Source organism: Pseudomonas sp. R3-41 (genome assembly GCF_054161485.1).
Genome location: NZ_CP096421.1, coordinates 4,146,081 through 4,162,393, shown reverse-complemented (window position 1 = coordinate 4,162,393; position 16,313 = coordinate 4,146,081). Strand labels below are relative to the sequence as shown.

At 65.6% G+C, this 16,313-nt stretch carries 1 protein-coding gene; it reads right to left on the bottom strand.

Annotated features, from left to right (window positions below):
- Nucleotide 1: 1 nt before the first annotated feature.
- Nucleotides 2-16,114, bottom strand: coding sequence for an amino acid adenylation domain-containing protein (locus tag M1D99_RS17830; protein WP_458130531.1), 16,113 nt, complete (start codon nt 16,112-16,114; stop codon nt 2-4).
- Nucleotides 16,115-16,313: the final 199 nt, after the last annotated feature.

Sequence of the window (16,313 nt, the reverse complement as noted above, 5' to 3'; positions counted from 1 at the left end):
ATTAAGCATCCTTGGAGACGATAGCGAGCAGTTCGCTTTCTGACAGCGAAGCCATTTCTTGTTGCAGGTCGAGCAATTCATCCGACTCGTACTGCGCCAGTTGCAAGGTGTTGATCAGGTCGGCCAGGGCCAGCAGCGACGGGTGTTCGAACAGCCCCCTGAGGGGGACTTCGACGCCGAAGGTCTCTCGCGCCCGGAGCGTGACTTGCACCGCCAGCAGCGAGTGACCGCCGAGTTCGAAGAAGTCGTCGTGCCGGCCGATCCGTTCCAGGCCCAGCAGATCGGTCCAGATCTGTGCCAGCAGCGTCTCGGTTTCGCCGTTGGGCGCTTCGTACTGACGGCGGGCGAAATCGTCGTTGCCGGGCGCGGGCAGGGCGCGGCGTTCCAGCTTGCCGTTGGGGCTCAGTGGCAGATGCTCGACGACTACGAACGCCGCCGGGACCATGTAGTCCGGCAATTGCGAGGTCAGGTAGGGTCGTAGCGTGCTGCTGGCATTGCGGCCGGCCAGGTGCGGTTCGACGCTCAGGTAAGCCACCAGGCGCGTGGCCCCCGGTGTGTCTTCGCGGGCGATGACCGCCGCCTCGCGCACCCCTGGCAGGGTCAGCATCAGGGCCTCGATTTCACCGGGTTCGATACGGAAACCACGGATCTTGACCTGCTGGTCGTTACGCCCGAGGAACTCGACCACCCCGTTGGCGCGCAGGCGCACCAAGTCGCCGGTGCGGTACATCCGCGGTTCGTCGCCCGGGGCGAACGGGTCGCTGAGGAAGTGTTCGGCGTTCAGTGCCGCCCGGTCCAGGTAGCCACGGGCAACCCCGGCGCCGCCCACGTAGAGCTCGCCCGGCACGCCGAGCGGCACCGGTTGGCGCTGTTCGTCGAGCACATACAAGCGACTGTTGGGAATCGCTCGCCCGATGGGCACCGTGCCCAGGTCCTCGGCGGTGCAGCGATGCACCGTGGTCCAGACGGTGGCTTCGGTGGGGCCGTATTCGTTGTACAAGGCGATCGCTGGTTCCAGCGCGGTACAGGCCTGCACCAAATGCGCGGGGCAGGCTTCGCCGGCTACGATCATTTCTTGCAGGCTGCCATGGCCGTTGCCGCTGCCAAGGCTTGCCAGCACCAGGCGGCCCAGGGACGGTACGCACAGCAGCGAGGTGACGCCCTGTTCGCCAATGAAACGGGCGATGGCGTCGGGATCGCGAGCAGTGTCGGCATCCGCGATGCACAAGGTGCCGCCACTGACCAGCGTACCGAAGACCCCGGCCACGGAGCTGTCGAAGGCAATCGACGACAACAGCAGGAAGCGCTTGCCGGTCGCCGGTCCGTACACCGTGCCTCGGGCCAGAGTCGAGCTCACCAGGTTGCGGTGTTCGATCATCACGCCCTTGGGCTTGCCGGTGGAGCCCGAGGTGTAAATCACATAGGCCAGGTGCTCTGGCGTCAGGCCGACGCTGTCGGGTTGCGGATCACGGTTGCTCGATGACGTTGCCAGTGCCCGCTCGATGGCCAGGTAGCGAGTGCCTTCCTGCAAGGTGCCCACGGCCGCGCGACCGACCGGGTCGGCCAGCAACAGGCGCGGCCTGGCGTCCTCGATGATCGCGGCCAGGCGCTCGGCGGGGTAGGTCGGGTCCAGCGGCACGTAGGCGCCACCGGCCTTGAGAATCCCCAGCAGGCCCGTGATCATCGCCACGCCGCGTTCGACGCAGATGGCCACCAGATCCCCCGGCAGGACGCCAGCGGCGATCAACTGCTGGGCCAGGCCGTTGGCCTGGGCGTTGAGCTCGGCATAACTGAGGGATTGGCGGCTGTCGAGCAACGCGCAGGTATCCGGCGTGCGGCGGACCTGCTCTTCGAACAGTTGCTGAATGCACAGGCCAGTCGGGTAATCCACCTCGGTCTGGTTAAAGGTGTCCAGCAGCAGGGTGCGCTCCTGGGCCGGCAGCACGTCCAGTTGCACGAGCGGGATCCGTGGCGTGTACATTAGGGCCTGGGTCAGTTGCTCCAGGGCCCGTTGCATCAGCGCGCAGATACGCTGCGGGTCCACCGCCCGCACGCTTTGCACGGTCAGGCCGAGGGCATCGCCGTAGTCATTGACGGACAAGGTCAGCGGGTAATTGGTCCGCTCGGCACTGTCGAGGATGCGCATGCCCGGCCATTGCAACTGGCTGTCGTCGCGCTGGTGTCTGTAGTTGAGCAACGTGGTGAACAGCGGCAAGGCGCTGGGCACGCCGCTGCAACGTTGCGCCAGGGCCAGGGAGGCTTGTTCGTGGGCCAGCAGCTCGACCAGGTCGCGGTGAGTGGCCAGCACCTGTTCGTGGGCGCCGACGGTCAATGGCACGCGCACCGGCAGGGTGTTGATGAATACACCTAACGCCCGCTCGGCACCGGCCGAGCCTTGCAGGCGACCGGCGACCACGGTCCCGAACACCACGTCGTCGCGTCCGGTGCAGCGGGCCAGTACCTGCGCCCAGGCGACATGGAACAGCGTCGCCGGGGTGATGCCGCGCTCCCGGGCCTGTGCCCGCAGGCGCAGGTTGAGCTCGACGCTCAACGTCACGCTGGCTTCTTCGATGTGGCGGCCGTCGCCTTGTACCTCCAACAGATCGAAGGGCGCGGTGGGTGCATCCACCTCCGCCAAGCGGCGGCTGAAATAGGCTTCATGGATGTCGGCCGGGATGGCCTGGGCCTGGGCAATGAAGTCGCGATAGGGTTGTGGCGCCGCCAGGCCCTCGCCTTGGTCATGGAGGATCGCGTGGATTTCTTCCAGGACAATCTCCAGGGTCACGTGGTCGCTGGCCATGTGATGGTTGAGCAGCGCCAGCAGCCAGCGTTCGGAATGCGGATCCTGGGCAATGCAGGCACGCATCAGCGGCGCCTGGCGCAAGTCCAGGCGCAGTTGCCGTGGGTCGGTCAGGGCTTCGAGCTGGCTGAGCGGGTCCTGGTGGCTGTCGAGGGAAACGCTGTGCACCGGCAAGCGTGCCTGGCGCTGTACCACCTGCACCGGTTGAGGCAAGCCGTCCCAATGCACGCAGGTGCGCAGAATGTCGTGGCGATCGATCACCTGTTGCAAGGCGTTGGTGAAGGCATCGAGGCGCTGGCGGTCATCGAACTCGAGCATCGAGCGCACCAGGTAGGCGTCGCCTTCGTGCCCGAGCAGATGATGGAACAGGATGCCCTGTTGCAGCGGTGCCAGGGGGTAGATGTCCTGGATGTTCGCGGCACCGCCAGGGATGGCGTCGACGATACGTTCGAGGTGATCCGGGGTCAGGACCACCAACGGCAGCATGTCCGGGGTCAGGGCTGTGCAGTCAGGGGGAATGCGGTTGGCTGGTGCCTGGAACGCCGGGCTTGGCGCATGCGTCAAGGCCTGGGCCAGCTCGGCCAGGGACGCGGTGCTGAAGATTGCGCGGACGTCCGCGTTCAAGCCTTGTTCGCGCAGGCGTTCGATCAGGCTCACGGCCATCAGCGAATGCCCGCCCAGTTCGAAAAAGCCGTCATGGCGACCGATGCGCTCGACGCCCAGCAGGGCTTGCCAGATCCCGGCAATGATCAATTCAACGCGGCCCTCGGGCGCCTCATAGGCCCGGCTGGCGTAGGCGTCCTGGTCCGGTTCGGGCAGGGCACGGCGGTCGAGCTTGCCATTGGGCGTGAGCGGCAAGGCGTCCAGCACGACGAAGGCGCTGGGCACCATGTGTTGGGGCAGGCGCTTGAGCAGTTCGTCACGCAGTTGCCCGGCGGCGGCCGGTTCGCCACACAAGTAGGCCACCAGGCGCTGGCCAGATTGATGATCGCGGGCGACGACTGCGGCTTCGCGCACACCCGCCAATGCGGCGAGGGCAGCTTCGATTTCCCCCAACTCGACCCGCAGGCCACGGATCTTCACTTGGTCATCATTGCGTCCCAGGTACTGCAACGTGCCGTCCGGCAACCAGCGACCGATGTCACCGGTCTTGTACAAACGCGCGTCGGCCTTGCCATAGAACGGGTCGGCGATGAAGCGCTCACTGCTGAGCTGCGGCAGGTTGAGGTAACCCCGAGCCACACCGACACCGCCGATGTGGATTTCGCCGGGTACACCCACTGGCAGCAATTGCCCGTGGGCGTCCAGCACATGCAATTGCAGGTTGCGAATCGGCCGGCCAATCGGGATCGATTGGTGCCGGTAGGTCGCCAGGTCGCTGTCGGCGGTGTACCAGGCGACCACGTCACTGCATTCGGTCGGTCCGTAGCTGTTGATCACCGTCGGCCGTGGCTGGGGGAGTTTTTCCAGCATGGCGACCTGGATCGGCTCGCCCCCCAGCACTACCCGTTTCAGGCAGGCGAGGCCTTGCTGTTGATCGGCGTCCACCAAGGCGTGGAAGGCGCTGGGCGACATGTTGAGGTGGCTGATCCCGGCCTCGGCGACCTGGGCGACGATGGCGCCGGGGTTGAAGGGTTCGGCGGCCAGGTGCAGCGTGGCCCCGACCATCAGCGGCGCGAGGATGTTCTTCTGGGTCAGGTCGAAGTTGTAGGAGGACGCCAGCAGCACCGCGTCGCCGGCATGGAAGGCCAAGTCTTCGAGGTACCAGTCCAGCAGGTTGCGCAAGCCGCGATGTTCGACCATCACGCCTTTGGGCAAGCCGGTGGAGCCGGAGGTGTAGATCACGTAAGCCAGGTGACTGAAATTCAGCCCTTTCACTTGAGGGTTGTGAGTCGGGGCTTGGGCCAACGCCGCGCTGCCCAGTTCCAGCGTCGCCAGGCCTTGGGGCACCGGCAGTTCGTCCAGGCCGGATGGGTGGACCAGGGCCCGCGGCTTGCTGTCGGCCAGCATGTGGGCCAGGCGTTGGGCTGGGTACTGTGGGTCGAGCGGCACATAGGCCGCGCCGGCTTTGAGGATGCCCAACAGGCCGATCAGCATATGCGGGCTGCGGCGCGCGCACAGGCCGACGGTGTCGTCGGGCTGCACACCCAGTGCGATCAAGCGGTGGGCGACGCGGTTGGCCTGGGCGTTGAGGTCGGCGTAGCTCAAGGACTCGCCGGCGCAGACCAGCGCCACGGCATCCGGGGTCAGGCTCGCCTGGGCCTCGAACACGGCGTGAGGGAAGCGACTCGGGCTTTCGTCCAAGGCAACACTAGCCGGGTTGAAGGTTTCCAGCAGTTGCCGGCGCTGCGCGTTATCCAGCAACGGTAAGGTCGCCAGCGGCTGCGTGGCATCGTCGAGCATGGCATCGAGCAGGTGCAGCAAATGCTGGCCCCATCGGGCGATGGTGCTTTCATCGAACAGGTCGGTGGCGTATTCGAACTGGCCGCTGATGTGCTCGCCGTCGTCGTTGAGGGACAGGCTCACGTCGAACTGGGTGGTGCCGGTGGGCTGGGGCAGCGGTGTCAAACTCAGGCCCGGCAGTTCCAGGGCTTGGTCCCGTGGCGTGTTACCCAGCACCAACATGGCTTGGAACAGCGGGCTGTGGCCGAGGCTGCGTTCCGGTTGCAGGGCTTCGACCACTTGCTCGAACGGCAGGTCCTGATGGCTGTAGGCGTCGAGGGTGGAGGCCTTGATGTGCGCCAGCAACTGCTCGACGCGGCTGTGGGCCTGGACGTCGATGCGCAGGGCCAGGGTGTTGACGAAGAAGCCGATCAAGGCCTCGGTTTCCCGCCGTGGACGGTTGGCCACCGGCGTGCCGACCACCACCTGCGGCTGGTTGCTCAGGCGTGAGAGCAGGATCGACCAGGCACCGAGCAAGGTCATGAACGGGGTCAGGCCTTGTTGCTGGCTGAAGCGGCGCAAGCGGGCGCTGAGTGGCGCGGGCAGTTGCAGGGCCAGCGCGGCGCCTTGGTAGCTTTGCACTTGCGGCCGTGGGTGGTCGCTGGGCAGTTCCAGCAACGCCGGGGCGCCGTCCAGGTGTGCTTTCCAGAAATCGACCTGGGCGTGCAAGCGTTCGCCTTGCAGGTGCTGCTGTTGCCAGCTGGCGTAGTCGGCGTATTGCAGGGCCAGGGGCGGCAGCGGGTCGTCGAGCTGCTGGCTGAACGCGGCGTAGAGGGCGTTGAACTCACCGATCAACACCGCCACCGACCAACCGTCGGAGACGATGTGGTGCTGGGTCACCAGCAGGATGTGTTCGTCTTCGGCCAGGCACAGCAGGCGGCCGCGAATCAGCGGGCCTTGGCTGAGATCGAAGGCGTCCCGGGCTTCGGTTTCGGCCAGTTGCGCTACGGCGGCTTGGCGGGCGTCGGCGTCCAGGGTTTGCAGGTTGTGTTCCTGCAAGGCAAAGCCGATGTCGGCGGCGGCGAAGCGCTGGCGGACTTCGCCGTCACGGCGTTCGAAGGTGGTGCGCAGGCTTTCGTGACGGGCGACGATACGGTCCAGGGCCTGTTGCAGGGCCTTGCGATCCAGGTTGCCGCGCAGGTGCAGCGCGGCGGGCATGTGGTAGGCGACGCTGGCGGCGTGATCCAGTTGATCGAGGAACCACAGGCGTTGCTGGGCCAAGGACAGCGGCAACGCCTGGTCGCGGGACACGACTTCGATGGGCTGGACCTGGGATTGGCCGGCCTGATCCACGCGTTGGGCCAGTTCGCTCAACGAGGCCTGGGCGAAGAGGGTACGCAGGTCGATCTCGACACCGAGGTCCTGGTGCAAGCGGGCCTGCAACTGCACGGTCAGCAGGGAGTGGCCGCCGAGTTCGAGGAAGCCGTCGTGGCGGCCGACCTGATCCAGTTGCAGCAGGTCTTTCCAGATACCGGCGAGGGCGATTTCGGTGTCGCCCAGGGGCGCTTCGTAGGATTTGCTGGCCAGGGATTCCAGGCCGGGGGCCGGCAAGGCGCGGCGATCGAGCTTGCCGTTGGCGGTCAGGGGCAAGGCATCGAGGTGGACGAAGGCGCTGGGCACCATGTATTCGGGCAGGTGCTTGAGCAGGGTGCTGCGCAGTTGTTCGGCATTGGCCGGCTCACCGCACAGGTACGCCACCAGGCGATTGTCCTCGCGAGCGATCACCACGGCATCGGTGACACCGGCACAGCCGAGCAAGACGTTCTCGATCTCCCCCAACTCGATGCGGAAGCCACGGATTTTCACCTGGAAATCATTGCGCCCCAGGTATTCCAACGTGCCGTCGGCCAACCAGCGACCGAGGTCGCCGGTCTTGTACAGCCGCGCGTTCGGCGCGGTGCTGAACGGGTCGGCGACGAAACGCTCGGCGCTCAGCTCGGGCCGGTTCAGGTAACCCCGGGCCACGCCGGCGCCGCCGATGTGCAGTTCACCGGCCACACCCAACGGTGTCGGTTCACCAAGGGCATCGAGCACATGCACCTGGACGTTGGCAATCGGCCGGCCAATGCTCGGGCGTTCGCCGAGGTCGCGGATCAGGTCGATGGTGGCGTCCACCGTGCATTCGGTCGGGCCGTACATGTTGTAGAAACGGATGCTCGGGCAGTCGCGCAACTTCGTCCAGGTCGCGGCATTGATCGCCTCGCCGCCGAGCAGCACGCTCACCGGTTGGTAGCTGCTGCGTTCCAGCAGGCCAGCGGCGAGCAGGGTGTCCAGTTGCGACGGCGTGGAGTCGAAGGCGTGCACCTGGTGCTGCTCGAGGAAGTCCAGTAGTTCATGGCCGCTGGCACGGATCAGCTGCGGGATGACCACCAGCCGGTGGCCGGAGAACAGCTGCGAGATGCCCTTGATCGACATGTCGAAGAAGAACCCGGCATTCAGCGCCACGGTGGCCGGGGACGGGCAGTGCTGGTGGGTGGTGCGGCCGAGCACGTGCCAGAAGTTGAACACCGAGCGGTGCTCGACCATCACGCCCTTGGACTGGCCGGTGGAACCGGAGGTGTAGATTACATAGGCCAGGTGTTCGGCGGTCAGGCCCGCTACCTGCGGATTCGCATCGCAATCAGCGTCATCCGCCGCTTGCAGCGATTCGCGGGTATCGAGCAACAACAGGGGCAGATCGCCGGACGGCAAGGACAAGGCCGACTGGCTCAGCAAGGCCCGTGGTTGGCTGTCGTTGAGCATGAAGGCCATGCGCTCGGCGGGATGGGCCGGATCGATAGGCACGTAGGCGGCGCCAGCCTTGAGCACACCGAGCAGGCCGACGATCATGTCCAGGCTGCGCTCGGCACAGACCGCCACGCGCTGGTCGGGCTCGACGCCGAGGGCGAGCAACTGCCGGGCCAGGTGATTGGCGCGGCGATTGAGCTGGCGGTAGGTCAGTTGCTGTTCTTCGCAGACCAGGGCCACGGCGTTGGGGTTGGCCTGGACCTGGGTTTCGAACAGGTGATGGATCGGTTGCGCGGCGCCGAAATCACTGGCGGTGCGGTTGAAGTCCGTCAGCAGCAATTGCCGCTCGCTGGCGGGCAGCACGTCCAGTTGGCTGACGAGGCGTTCCGGAGTTTTTTCAAGGGCGTCGACCAATGTGGTGACGGCCTGTGCCAGGTACGCGGCGATACGTTGCGGGTCGATGCCGGTGATGGATTGGGCGGTCACGGAGAAATCGTCGCCTTCATCCGCCACGGCCACTTCGATCGGGTAGTTGGTGCGGGCTTCGTTGCTCAGGAAGCGCACGCCGTCCCAGGCCAAGACCTGGTCTTCGTTGGCCAGCGAGCCACCGTCGGTCTGATGGCGATAATTGAGCAGCGTGGTGAACAGCGGCAGGCCCGTGCCGACACCGCTGCAACGTTGGGCCAGGGCCAGGGAGGCCTGTTCGTGGGCGAGCAGTTCGCTGAGGTCGCGGTAGGTTTCGTCCACCAGCGCACTGACGCCAAACCCGGCCAGTCGTACCCGCACCGGCAAGGTGTTGATGAATACACCAAGGGCCCGGTCGGCGCCCAGCGAGCCTTGCAGACGGCCGGCGACCACCGTGCCGAACACCACGTCGTCGCGGCCGGTGCAGCGCCCGAGCACCTGGGCCCAGGCGATATGAAACAGCACCGCCGGTGTCACGCCGGCCAGGCGCGCTTGAGCGCGGATCCGCAGGTTCAAGTCGCGGTCCAGACGCACGCTGGTTTCGACCACCTGGGCGCCATCGCCCTGGACGTCCAGCACACCGAACGGTGCGGTGGGTTCCTCGACACTGGCCAGGCGCCGGGTGAAATAGGCCTCATGGGCCTGGGGCGGCGTGGCGAGCACCTGGGCGACAAACTCCCGATAAGGCATCGGCGCCGGCAGCTGGGCGCCCTGGCCCTGCATCAGTTGCTGGATTTCTTCGAGGACGATGCCCAGGGACACGTGGTCGCTGATCATGTGGTGGTCCAGCAGGGCCAGCCACCAGCGTTCGGAATGCGGATCCTGGGCGATGCAGGCGCGCATCAACGGGGCCTGTTGCAGATCCAGGCGCAGGTGGCGTGGATCGCTCAAGCGCTCCAGTTGCGCGCGCGGGTCCTCATCGGCCGCCAGGGTGAGGGGTTGGATCGGCAGCGCGGCCTGGCGCTGCACCACCTGGACCGCTTGTGGCTGGCCGACCCAATGGACGGCACTGCGCAGGATGTCGTGGCGGTCGATCACCTGTTGCAAGGCTGCGGTGAAGGCATCGAGGCGCTGGCGGTTGTCGAACTCGATCATCGAGCGCACCAGGTAGGCGTCGCCTTCGTGCCCGAGCAAATGATGGAACAGGATGCCCTGTTGCAACGGGGCCAGGGGGTAGATGTCCTGTACGTTGGCGGCGCCGCCAGGTACGGCGCTGACGATCCGTTCCAGTTGCGCCGGGGTCAGTTCCACCAGGGGCAGCATGTCCGGTGTCAGCGCCGTGCAATCGGCCGGGATGCGGTTGGCCGGGGCCAGGAACAAGGGCTCATCGCTGCGATTCAAGGCCTGGGCCATCTCCCGCAGGCTGGGGGCGGTGAACACGGTGCGCACCGTGGCGCTCAGGCCCTGTTGGCGCAAGCGATCGATCAAGCTCACGGCCAGCAGCGAATGTCCGCCGAGTTCGAAGAAACGGTCATGCCGACCGACTTTCTCGATGCCCAGCAGGTCTTGCCAGACTGTCGCGACGATTTGTTCGACCTCGCCCCGTGGGGCCTCGTAGGCTCGGCTGGCGAACGCTTCCTGGCCCGGTGCGGGCAGGGCGCGGCGGTCGAGCTTGCCGTTGGGCGTCAACGGCAGGGCTTCGAGTTGGACGAAGGCGCTGGGCACCATGTAGTCGGGCAGGGCCGCCAGCAATGCGCTGCGCAACTGCTCCACCGGCACCGGTTCACCGCACAGGTACGCGATCAAGCGCTTGCTGTCCGATTGACCCGGTTGGCTCTCCTGGGCCACCACCACCGCTTCACGCACACCGGCGCAGCCGGCGAGGAGCGCTTCGATCTCACCCAGTTCCACGCGGAAACCGCGGATCTTCACCTGGTCGTCATTGCGGCCCAGGTACTGCAGGGTACCGTCAGGTAGCCAGCGGCCGAGGTCGCCGGTCTTGTACAGGCGGGCGTCCGGGTCGGTGCTGAACGGGTCGGCGATGAAACGCTCGGCCGTCAATGCCTGGCGATTGAGGTAACCGCGAGCGACACCGACGCCACCTATGTGAATCTCGCCAGCAACGCCGAGCGGGACGAGGTTGCCGCTGGCATCGAGCACATGCAACTGGGTGTTGCGCACTGGTTTGCCGATGGAGCGGAAATCGTCGTGGTCGCTTTCCATCAGGCGGATCGAGGCGTTCACGGTGGCCTCGGTCGGGCCGTAGGCATTGAACAGCGCCGGGCGATGGCCGGCACGGGCGAACCATTGGCTCACGGCCTGCTTGCCCACCGCTTCGCCACCGATCATGAACTGGCGCAACGAGGTCGGCAGCGGCACATGTCGATCACGGCTGAGCTGTTGCCAGAACACTGTCGGCAGGTTCGCGACGGTGATCCCATGCTGTTCGCACAATGTGGCGAAGGCTGCGGTGCCGGCGATCCAGGCATCGCTGCGCAGCACCAGGGTAGCGCCGGACAGCAGTGCACCAAAAATTTCTTCCACCGACATGTCGAACGTCATGGTGGCGAATTGCAGGACGCGATCGCGAGGGTTGAGGCCATAGCGTTCTTGCAGGGCACCGATCTGGTTGCACACCGAACGGTGCTCGAGCATCACCCCTTTCGGTTTGCCCGTGGAGCCGGAGGTGTACATGACGTAGGCCAGGTGCCGGGAGGTCAAGCCTTCGACCCTTGGGTTGTGGTCGTCGCCTTCGGCCGAGTCGTCCAGCGACAGTTGCGCGATTCCCAGCGGTGGCAATTGTTCCGCCAGCCGGCCTTGGCTGAGCAGTACCCGAGGCGAGCTGTCACTGAGCATGTGCTGCAAGCGATCCTGCGGATAGTTCGGGTCCAGCGGCACGTAGGCACCACCGGCCTTGAGGATGGCCAGGATGCCGATGATCATCTCGGGGCTGCGTTCCACCAGCAGCGCCACGCGTTCATCCGGGCGCAGGCCGGCGGCGATCAAGCGGTGAGCGATGCGGTTGGCCCGGGCATTGAGTTCGGCATAGCTGAGCGAGGAGCCCTGCGCCTGGACCGCGAGGGCCTGAGGCTGGGCTTGTGCATGCTCCTCGAACCATTCATGCACCAGCCGGCCTTCGGGGAAGGGGGCGTGGGTCTGGTTGAAAACGCCGAGCAATTGGCGACGTTGCAGGTTGTCCAGCAACGGCAAGGTCGCCAGCGGCTGCGTGGCATCGTCGAGCATGGCATCGAGCAGGTGCAGCAAATGCTGGCCCCAACGGGCGATGGTGCTTTCATCGAACAAGTCGGTGGCGTATTCGAACTGGCCGCTGATGTGCTCGCCGTCGTCGTTGAGGGACAGGCTCACGTCAAACTGGGTGGTGCCGGTGGGCTGGGGCAGCGGTGTCAAACTCAGGCCCGGCAGTTCCAGGGCCTGGTCCCGTGGCGTGTTACCCAGCACCAGCATGGCTTGGAACAACGGGCTGTGGCCGAGGCTGCGTTCCGGTTGCAGGGCTTCGACCACTTGCTCGAACGGCAGGTCCTGATGGCTGTAGGCGTCGAGGGTGGAGGCCTTGATGTGCGCCAGCAACTGCTCGACGCGGCTGTGGGCCTGGACGTCGATGCGCAGGGCCAGGGTGTTGACGAAGAAGCCGATCAAGGCCTCGGTTTCCCGCCGTGGACGGTTGGCCACCGGCGTGCCGACCACCACCTGCGGCTGGTTGCTCAGGCGTGAGAGCAGGATCGACCAGGCACCGAGCAAGGTCATGAACGGGGTCAGGCCTTGTTGCTGGCTGAAGCGGCGCAAGCGGGCGCTGAGCGGCGCGGGCAGTTGCAGGGCCAACGCGGCGCCTTGGTAGCTTTGCACTTGCGGCCGTGGGTGGTCGCTGGGCAGTTCCAGCAGCGCCGGGGCGCCGTCCAGGTGTGCTTTCCAGAAATCGACCTGGGCGTGCAAGCGTTCACCTTGCAAGTGCTGCTGTTGCCAGTTGGCGTAGTCGGCGTATTGCAAGGCCAGGGGTGGCAGCGGGTCGTCGAGCTGCTGGCTGAACGCGGCGTAGAGGGCGTTGAACTCACCGATCAATACCGCCACCGACCAACCGTCGGAGACGATGTGGTGCTGGGTCACCAGCAGGATGTGTTCGTCTTCGGCCAGGCACAGCAGGCGGCCGCGAATCAGCGGGCCTTGGCTGAGGTCGAAGGCGTCCCGGGCTTCGGCCTGGGTCAGTTGCGTCACGGCCGCTTGGCGGGCATCGGCGTCCAGGGTTTGCAGGTTGTGCTCCTGCAAGGCAAAGCCGATGTCGGCGGCGGCGAAGCGCTGGCGGACTTCGCCGTCACGGCGTTCGAAGGTGGTGCGCAGGCTTTCGTGACGGGCGACGATGCGATCCAGGGCCCGTTGCAGGGCCTTGCGATCCAGGTTGCCGCGCAGGTGCAGCGCGGCGGGCATGTGATAGGCGACGCTGGCGGCGTGGTCCAGTTGATCGAGAAACCACAGGCGTTGCTGGGCCAGGGACAGCGGCAACGCCTGGTCGCGGGACACAACTTCGATGGGCTGGACCTGGGACTGGCCGGCCTGATCGACGCGCTGGGCCAGTTCGCTCAACGAGGCCTGGGCGAAGAGGGTACGCAGGTCGATCTCGACACCGAGGTCCTGATGCAGACGGGCCTGCAACTGCACGGTCAGCAGAGAGTGGCCGCCGAGTTCGAGGAAGCCGTCATGACGACCGACCTGATCCAATTGCAGCAGGTCTTTCCAGATCTCGGCGAGGGCGATTTCGGTGTCGCCCAGGGGCGTTTCGTAGGTTTTGCTGGCCAGGGACTCCAGGCCGGGGGCCGGCAGGGCGCGGCGGTCCAGTTTGCCATTGGCGGTCAGGGGCAGGGCATCAAGGTGGACGAAGGCGTTGGGCACCATGTATTCGGGCAGGTGCTTGAGCAGGGTGCTACGCAGTTGTTCGGCCGGGATCGGTTCGCCGCAGACATAGGCGACCAGACGCTTGCTGTCCGGTTGCCCTGGAAAGTCTTCCCGGGCAATGACCACCACCTCGCGAACACCCGGGCACAACGCCAGGGCCGCTTCGACTTCGCCGATCTCGATGCGCAAGCCACGGATCTTCACCTGGAAGTCATTGCGGCCCAGATACTCCAGGGCACCGTTGGCGAGCCAGCGGCCAAGGTCGCCGGTCTTGTACAGGCGTGCGTTCGGCTCAGTGCTGAACGGGTCGGCGATAAAGCGTTCGGCGCTCAATTGCGGTTGGTTCAGGTAACCCCTGGCCACGCCGATGCCACCGATGTGGATTTCTCCCGAGACACCCAAGGGTTGTGGTGCGCCACGGCCATCGAGCACGTGCATTTGAATGTTGGCGATCGGCCGGCCGATGGGCACGCTTTCGCCGGGGTCACTGGCGCGGCACTGCCAGGCCGTCACGTCGATGGCCGCCTCGGTCGGGCCGTAGAGGTTATGCAGTTCGACCGCTTGTAACTGCTGTTCGAAACGCCGTTGCAGGCTGCGGGGCAGGGCTTCGCCGCTGCACAGCACGCGCCGCAGTTCAGGGAAGGCCTGTCCGTCGTGGTGTTCAAGGAACAGGTCGAGCATCGACGGCACAAAGTGCAGCAGCGTGATGCCGGCCTGGCGCATCAGCCGGGCCAGGTAGTCCGGCTCCTGATGGCCGCCTGGGCGCGCCATGACCAGCTCGGCGCCGGCCAGCAGCGGCAGGAAAAACTCCCAGACCGACACGTCGAAACCGAACGGGGTCTTTTGCAGCACCCGGTCGTTGGCATCGACACGGTATTCGTCCCGAGCCCATAACAGGCGGTTGACCACGCCGAGGTGTTCATTCATCACCCCTTTGGGGGTACCGGTGGAGCCGGAGGTGTAGAGCACGTAGGCCAGGTGAGTGGGGGCCAGGCCGAGGGCCTGCGGGTCCGGGTTGTGTTCGGGTTGAGCGGCCAATTGTGCGGGGTTATCGAGGACCAGCAGCGGCGCATCCAACGCTGGCAACTGGTCTTGCAGCGCCTGGCTGGTCAGCACGGCCCGGGGGCTGCTGTCGTCGAGCATGAACGCCTGACGGGCGCGCGGAAGGTCCGGATCGATGGGCACGTAGGCGGCCCCGGCCTTGAGCGTCCCCAGCAGGGCAATGACCATTTCCGGTCCACGCCGCAGGCTCACGGCGACTCGGTCGTCCGGTTTCACGCCCAGGGCGATCAGGCGATGGGCCAGCCGATTGGCCTGGCGGTTGAGTTGTTCATAGCTGAGCAACGGCCCGGCATCGCCGCGTACGGCGCAGGCGTGGGGACGCTGCTGGGCTTGCTGTTCGAACAACTGGTGGATCAACACGTCCCGTGGATATTCCCGGGCCGTGGCGTTGAATTCGACCTGTAGGCGTTGCCGCTCAGCCTCGCTCATGAGCGGGTAATGCCCCACGGGGGTGTCATGTTGCTCCAGCACCGCCTCGAGCATCGAGACGATGCGTTGTTGCAGGTACCGGGCCTCTTCCAGGTTGAAGTAGGCGGTGTTGAAGTTGAAATCCAGATGGACGTCTTCGAACGGATGGTAGTCGCGCACGAAGATCGCCATGGGCGTCTGTTCGTAGCCGTTGTCCATGGTGATGACCGTGGACGAGGTGCCGCCGAACTGATCGTCGCCGTCCAGGCTTTCGAACGACAGTGACACGTCGAACAGTTGTCGACGCCCGGTCTGGGCCAGGCGCAAGGTGCGATTGAGTTCGGCGATGGGGAAACGCTGGTGACGGTAGCAGCGGCGCAATTGCCCGCCAGCGGCGTGCATCAGGTCCAGCAGCGAGGCGTCGAAGTCGACGGGCAGGCGGATGGGGCTGACCGAGGAAAACATGCCTGCGGTTTCTTTCGCCCGGGCCGTGGTCCGGTTATGCACGGGCATGCCGATGACGATTTCATCGACGCCGACCGTGCGGCAGAAATAAGTGGCGACCACGCTGATCAGCACATGAGCGACCGAGAGGCTGCGTTCGCTGGCAAATTGGGTCAAGGCGTTGTACAGCGCCCGCGGCAACATCGCCTGGACCTGGGCGCTGGGCGCCAATTCATTGGCCTGGCCTGTCTTGAAATCGGCCCGGCGCTGCAGCAGCGATGGCGGCATCTGGGCGTAGGTGTCCTGCCAGAACTGGCGGTCGCGCTCATAGCGGGACGAGGCGAGGTAAGCCCGGTCGTCTTCCAGGAACGACAGGTAGGAATGTCCTTGGGCGACTTCATCGTTGCCGGCCAGCAGCGCGTTGTAGGCTGAACCCACGGCATGGCCGATCAGGGCCACGCCAATGCCGTCAGTGACCAGGTGATGATAGCGGGCGAGCCAGTAATGGCGGTTCGGACCGCAACGGACCATACGCGCGTCCCAGAGCTGGCCCGTCAACGATTCAAAGGGTTGGCGAAAGGCGTTGCGCAGATAGTCCATGGCCAGGCCGGCGTCGGCGTCGGCCTCGGAGAACTCCACCACCTCCAGGTTCACCTTGACCTCGGGCAGGACGCGTTGGCGGCCGGTGCCGCCTTCATGGCTGAAGCTCAGGCGCAGGGTGTCGTGACGGTTGGCGACCAGCTCGATGGCTTTCTCGAACAGTGCAATGTCGATCTCGCCCTTGATCTCCAGGGACATGCCGATGTTGTAGTAGGGCAGGTCCGGGTGTGCGAGCTGATCCAGCCAGATACCCTGCTGGACGGAGGCCAGCTCGTGGGACGCGGAGTCTTGGGTAGGCAACATATCGGTCGACGAATCCATTTCGGAGCACCTGCTTGCAGAATCGATTGAGGTTTTTCTCCGTTCGAATGGCAGTGGTGGAGACCTGGACGACTGCCAGTCGGCGGAATCAATAGCCGTGGAGAAGGACATCGCAGGCGGCGCAAAGCGTTGGAGGTGACGGCGTGGCGAGGGCTGCGTTGCGAGCCTTCGAGAGTCCCCGTCCTGCCGTTCGGCTGCG

What these genes read in the sequence shown, in the direction of transcription:
- M1D99_RS17830 (WP_458130531.1), bottom strand. Translation starts at nt 16,114, where the DNA reads ATGGATTCGTCGACCGATATGTTGCCTACCCAAGACTCCGCGTCCCAC.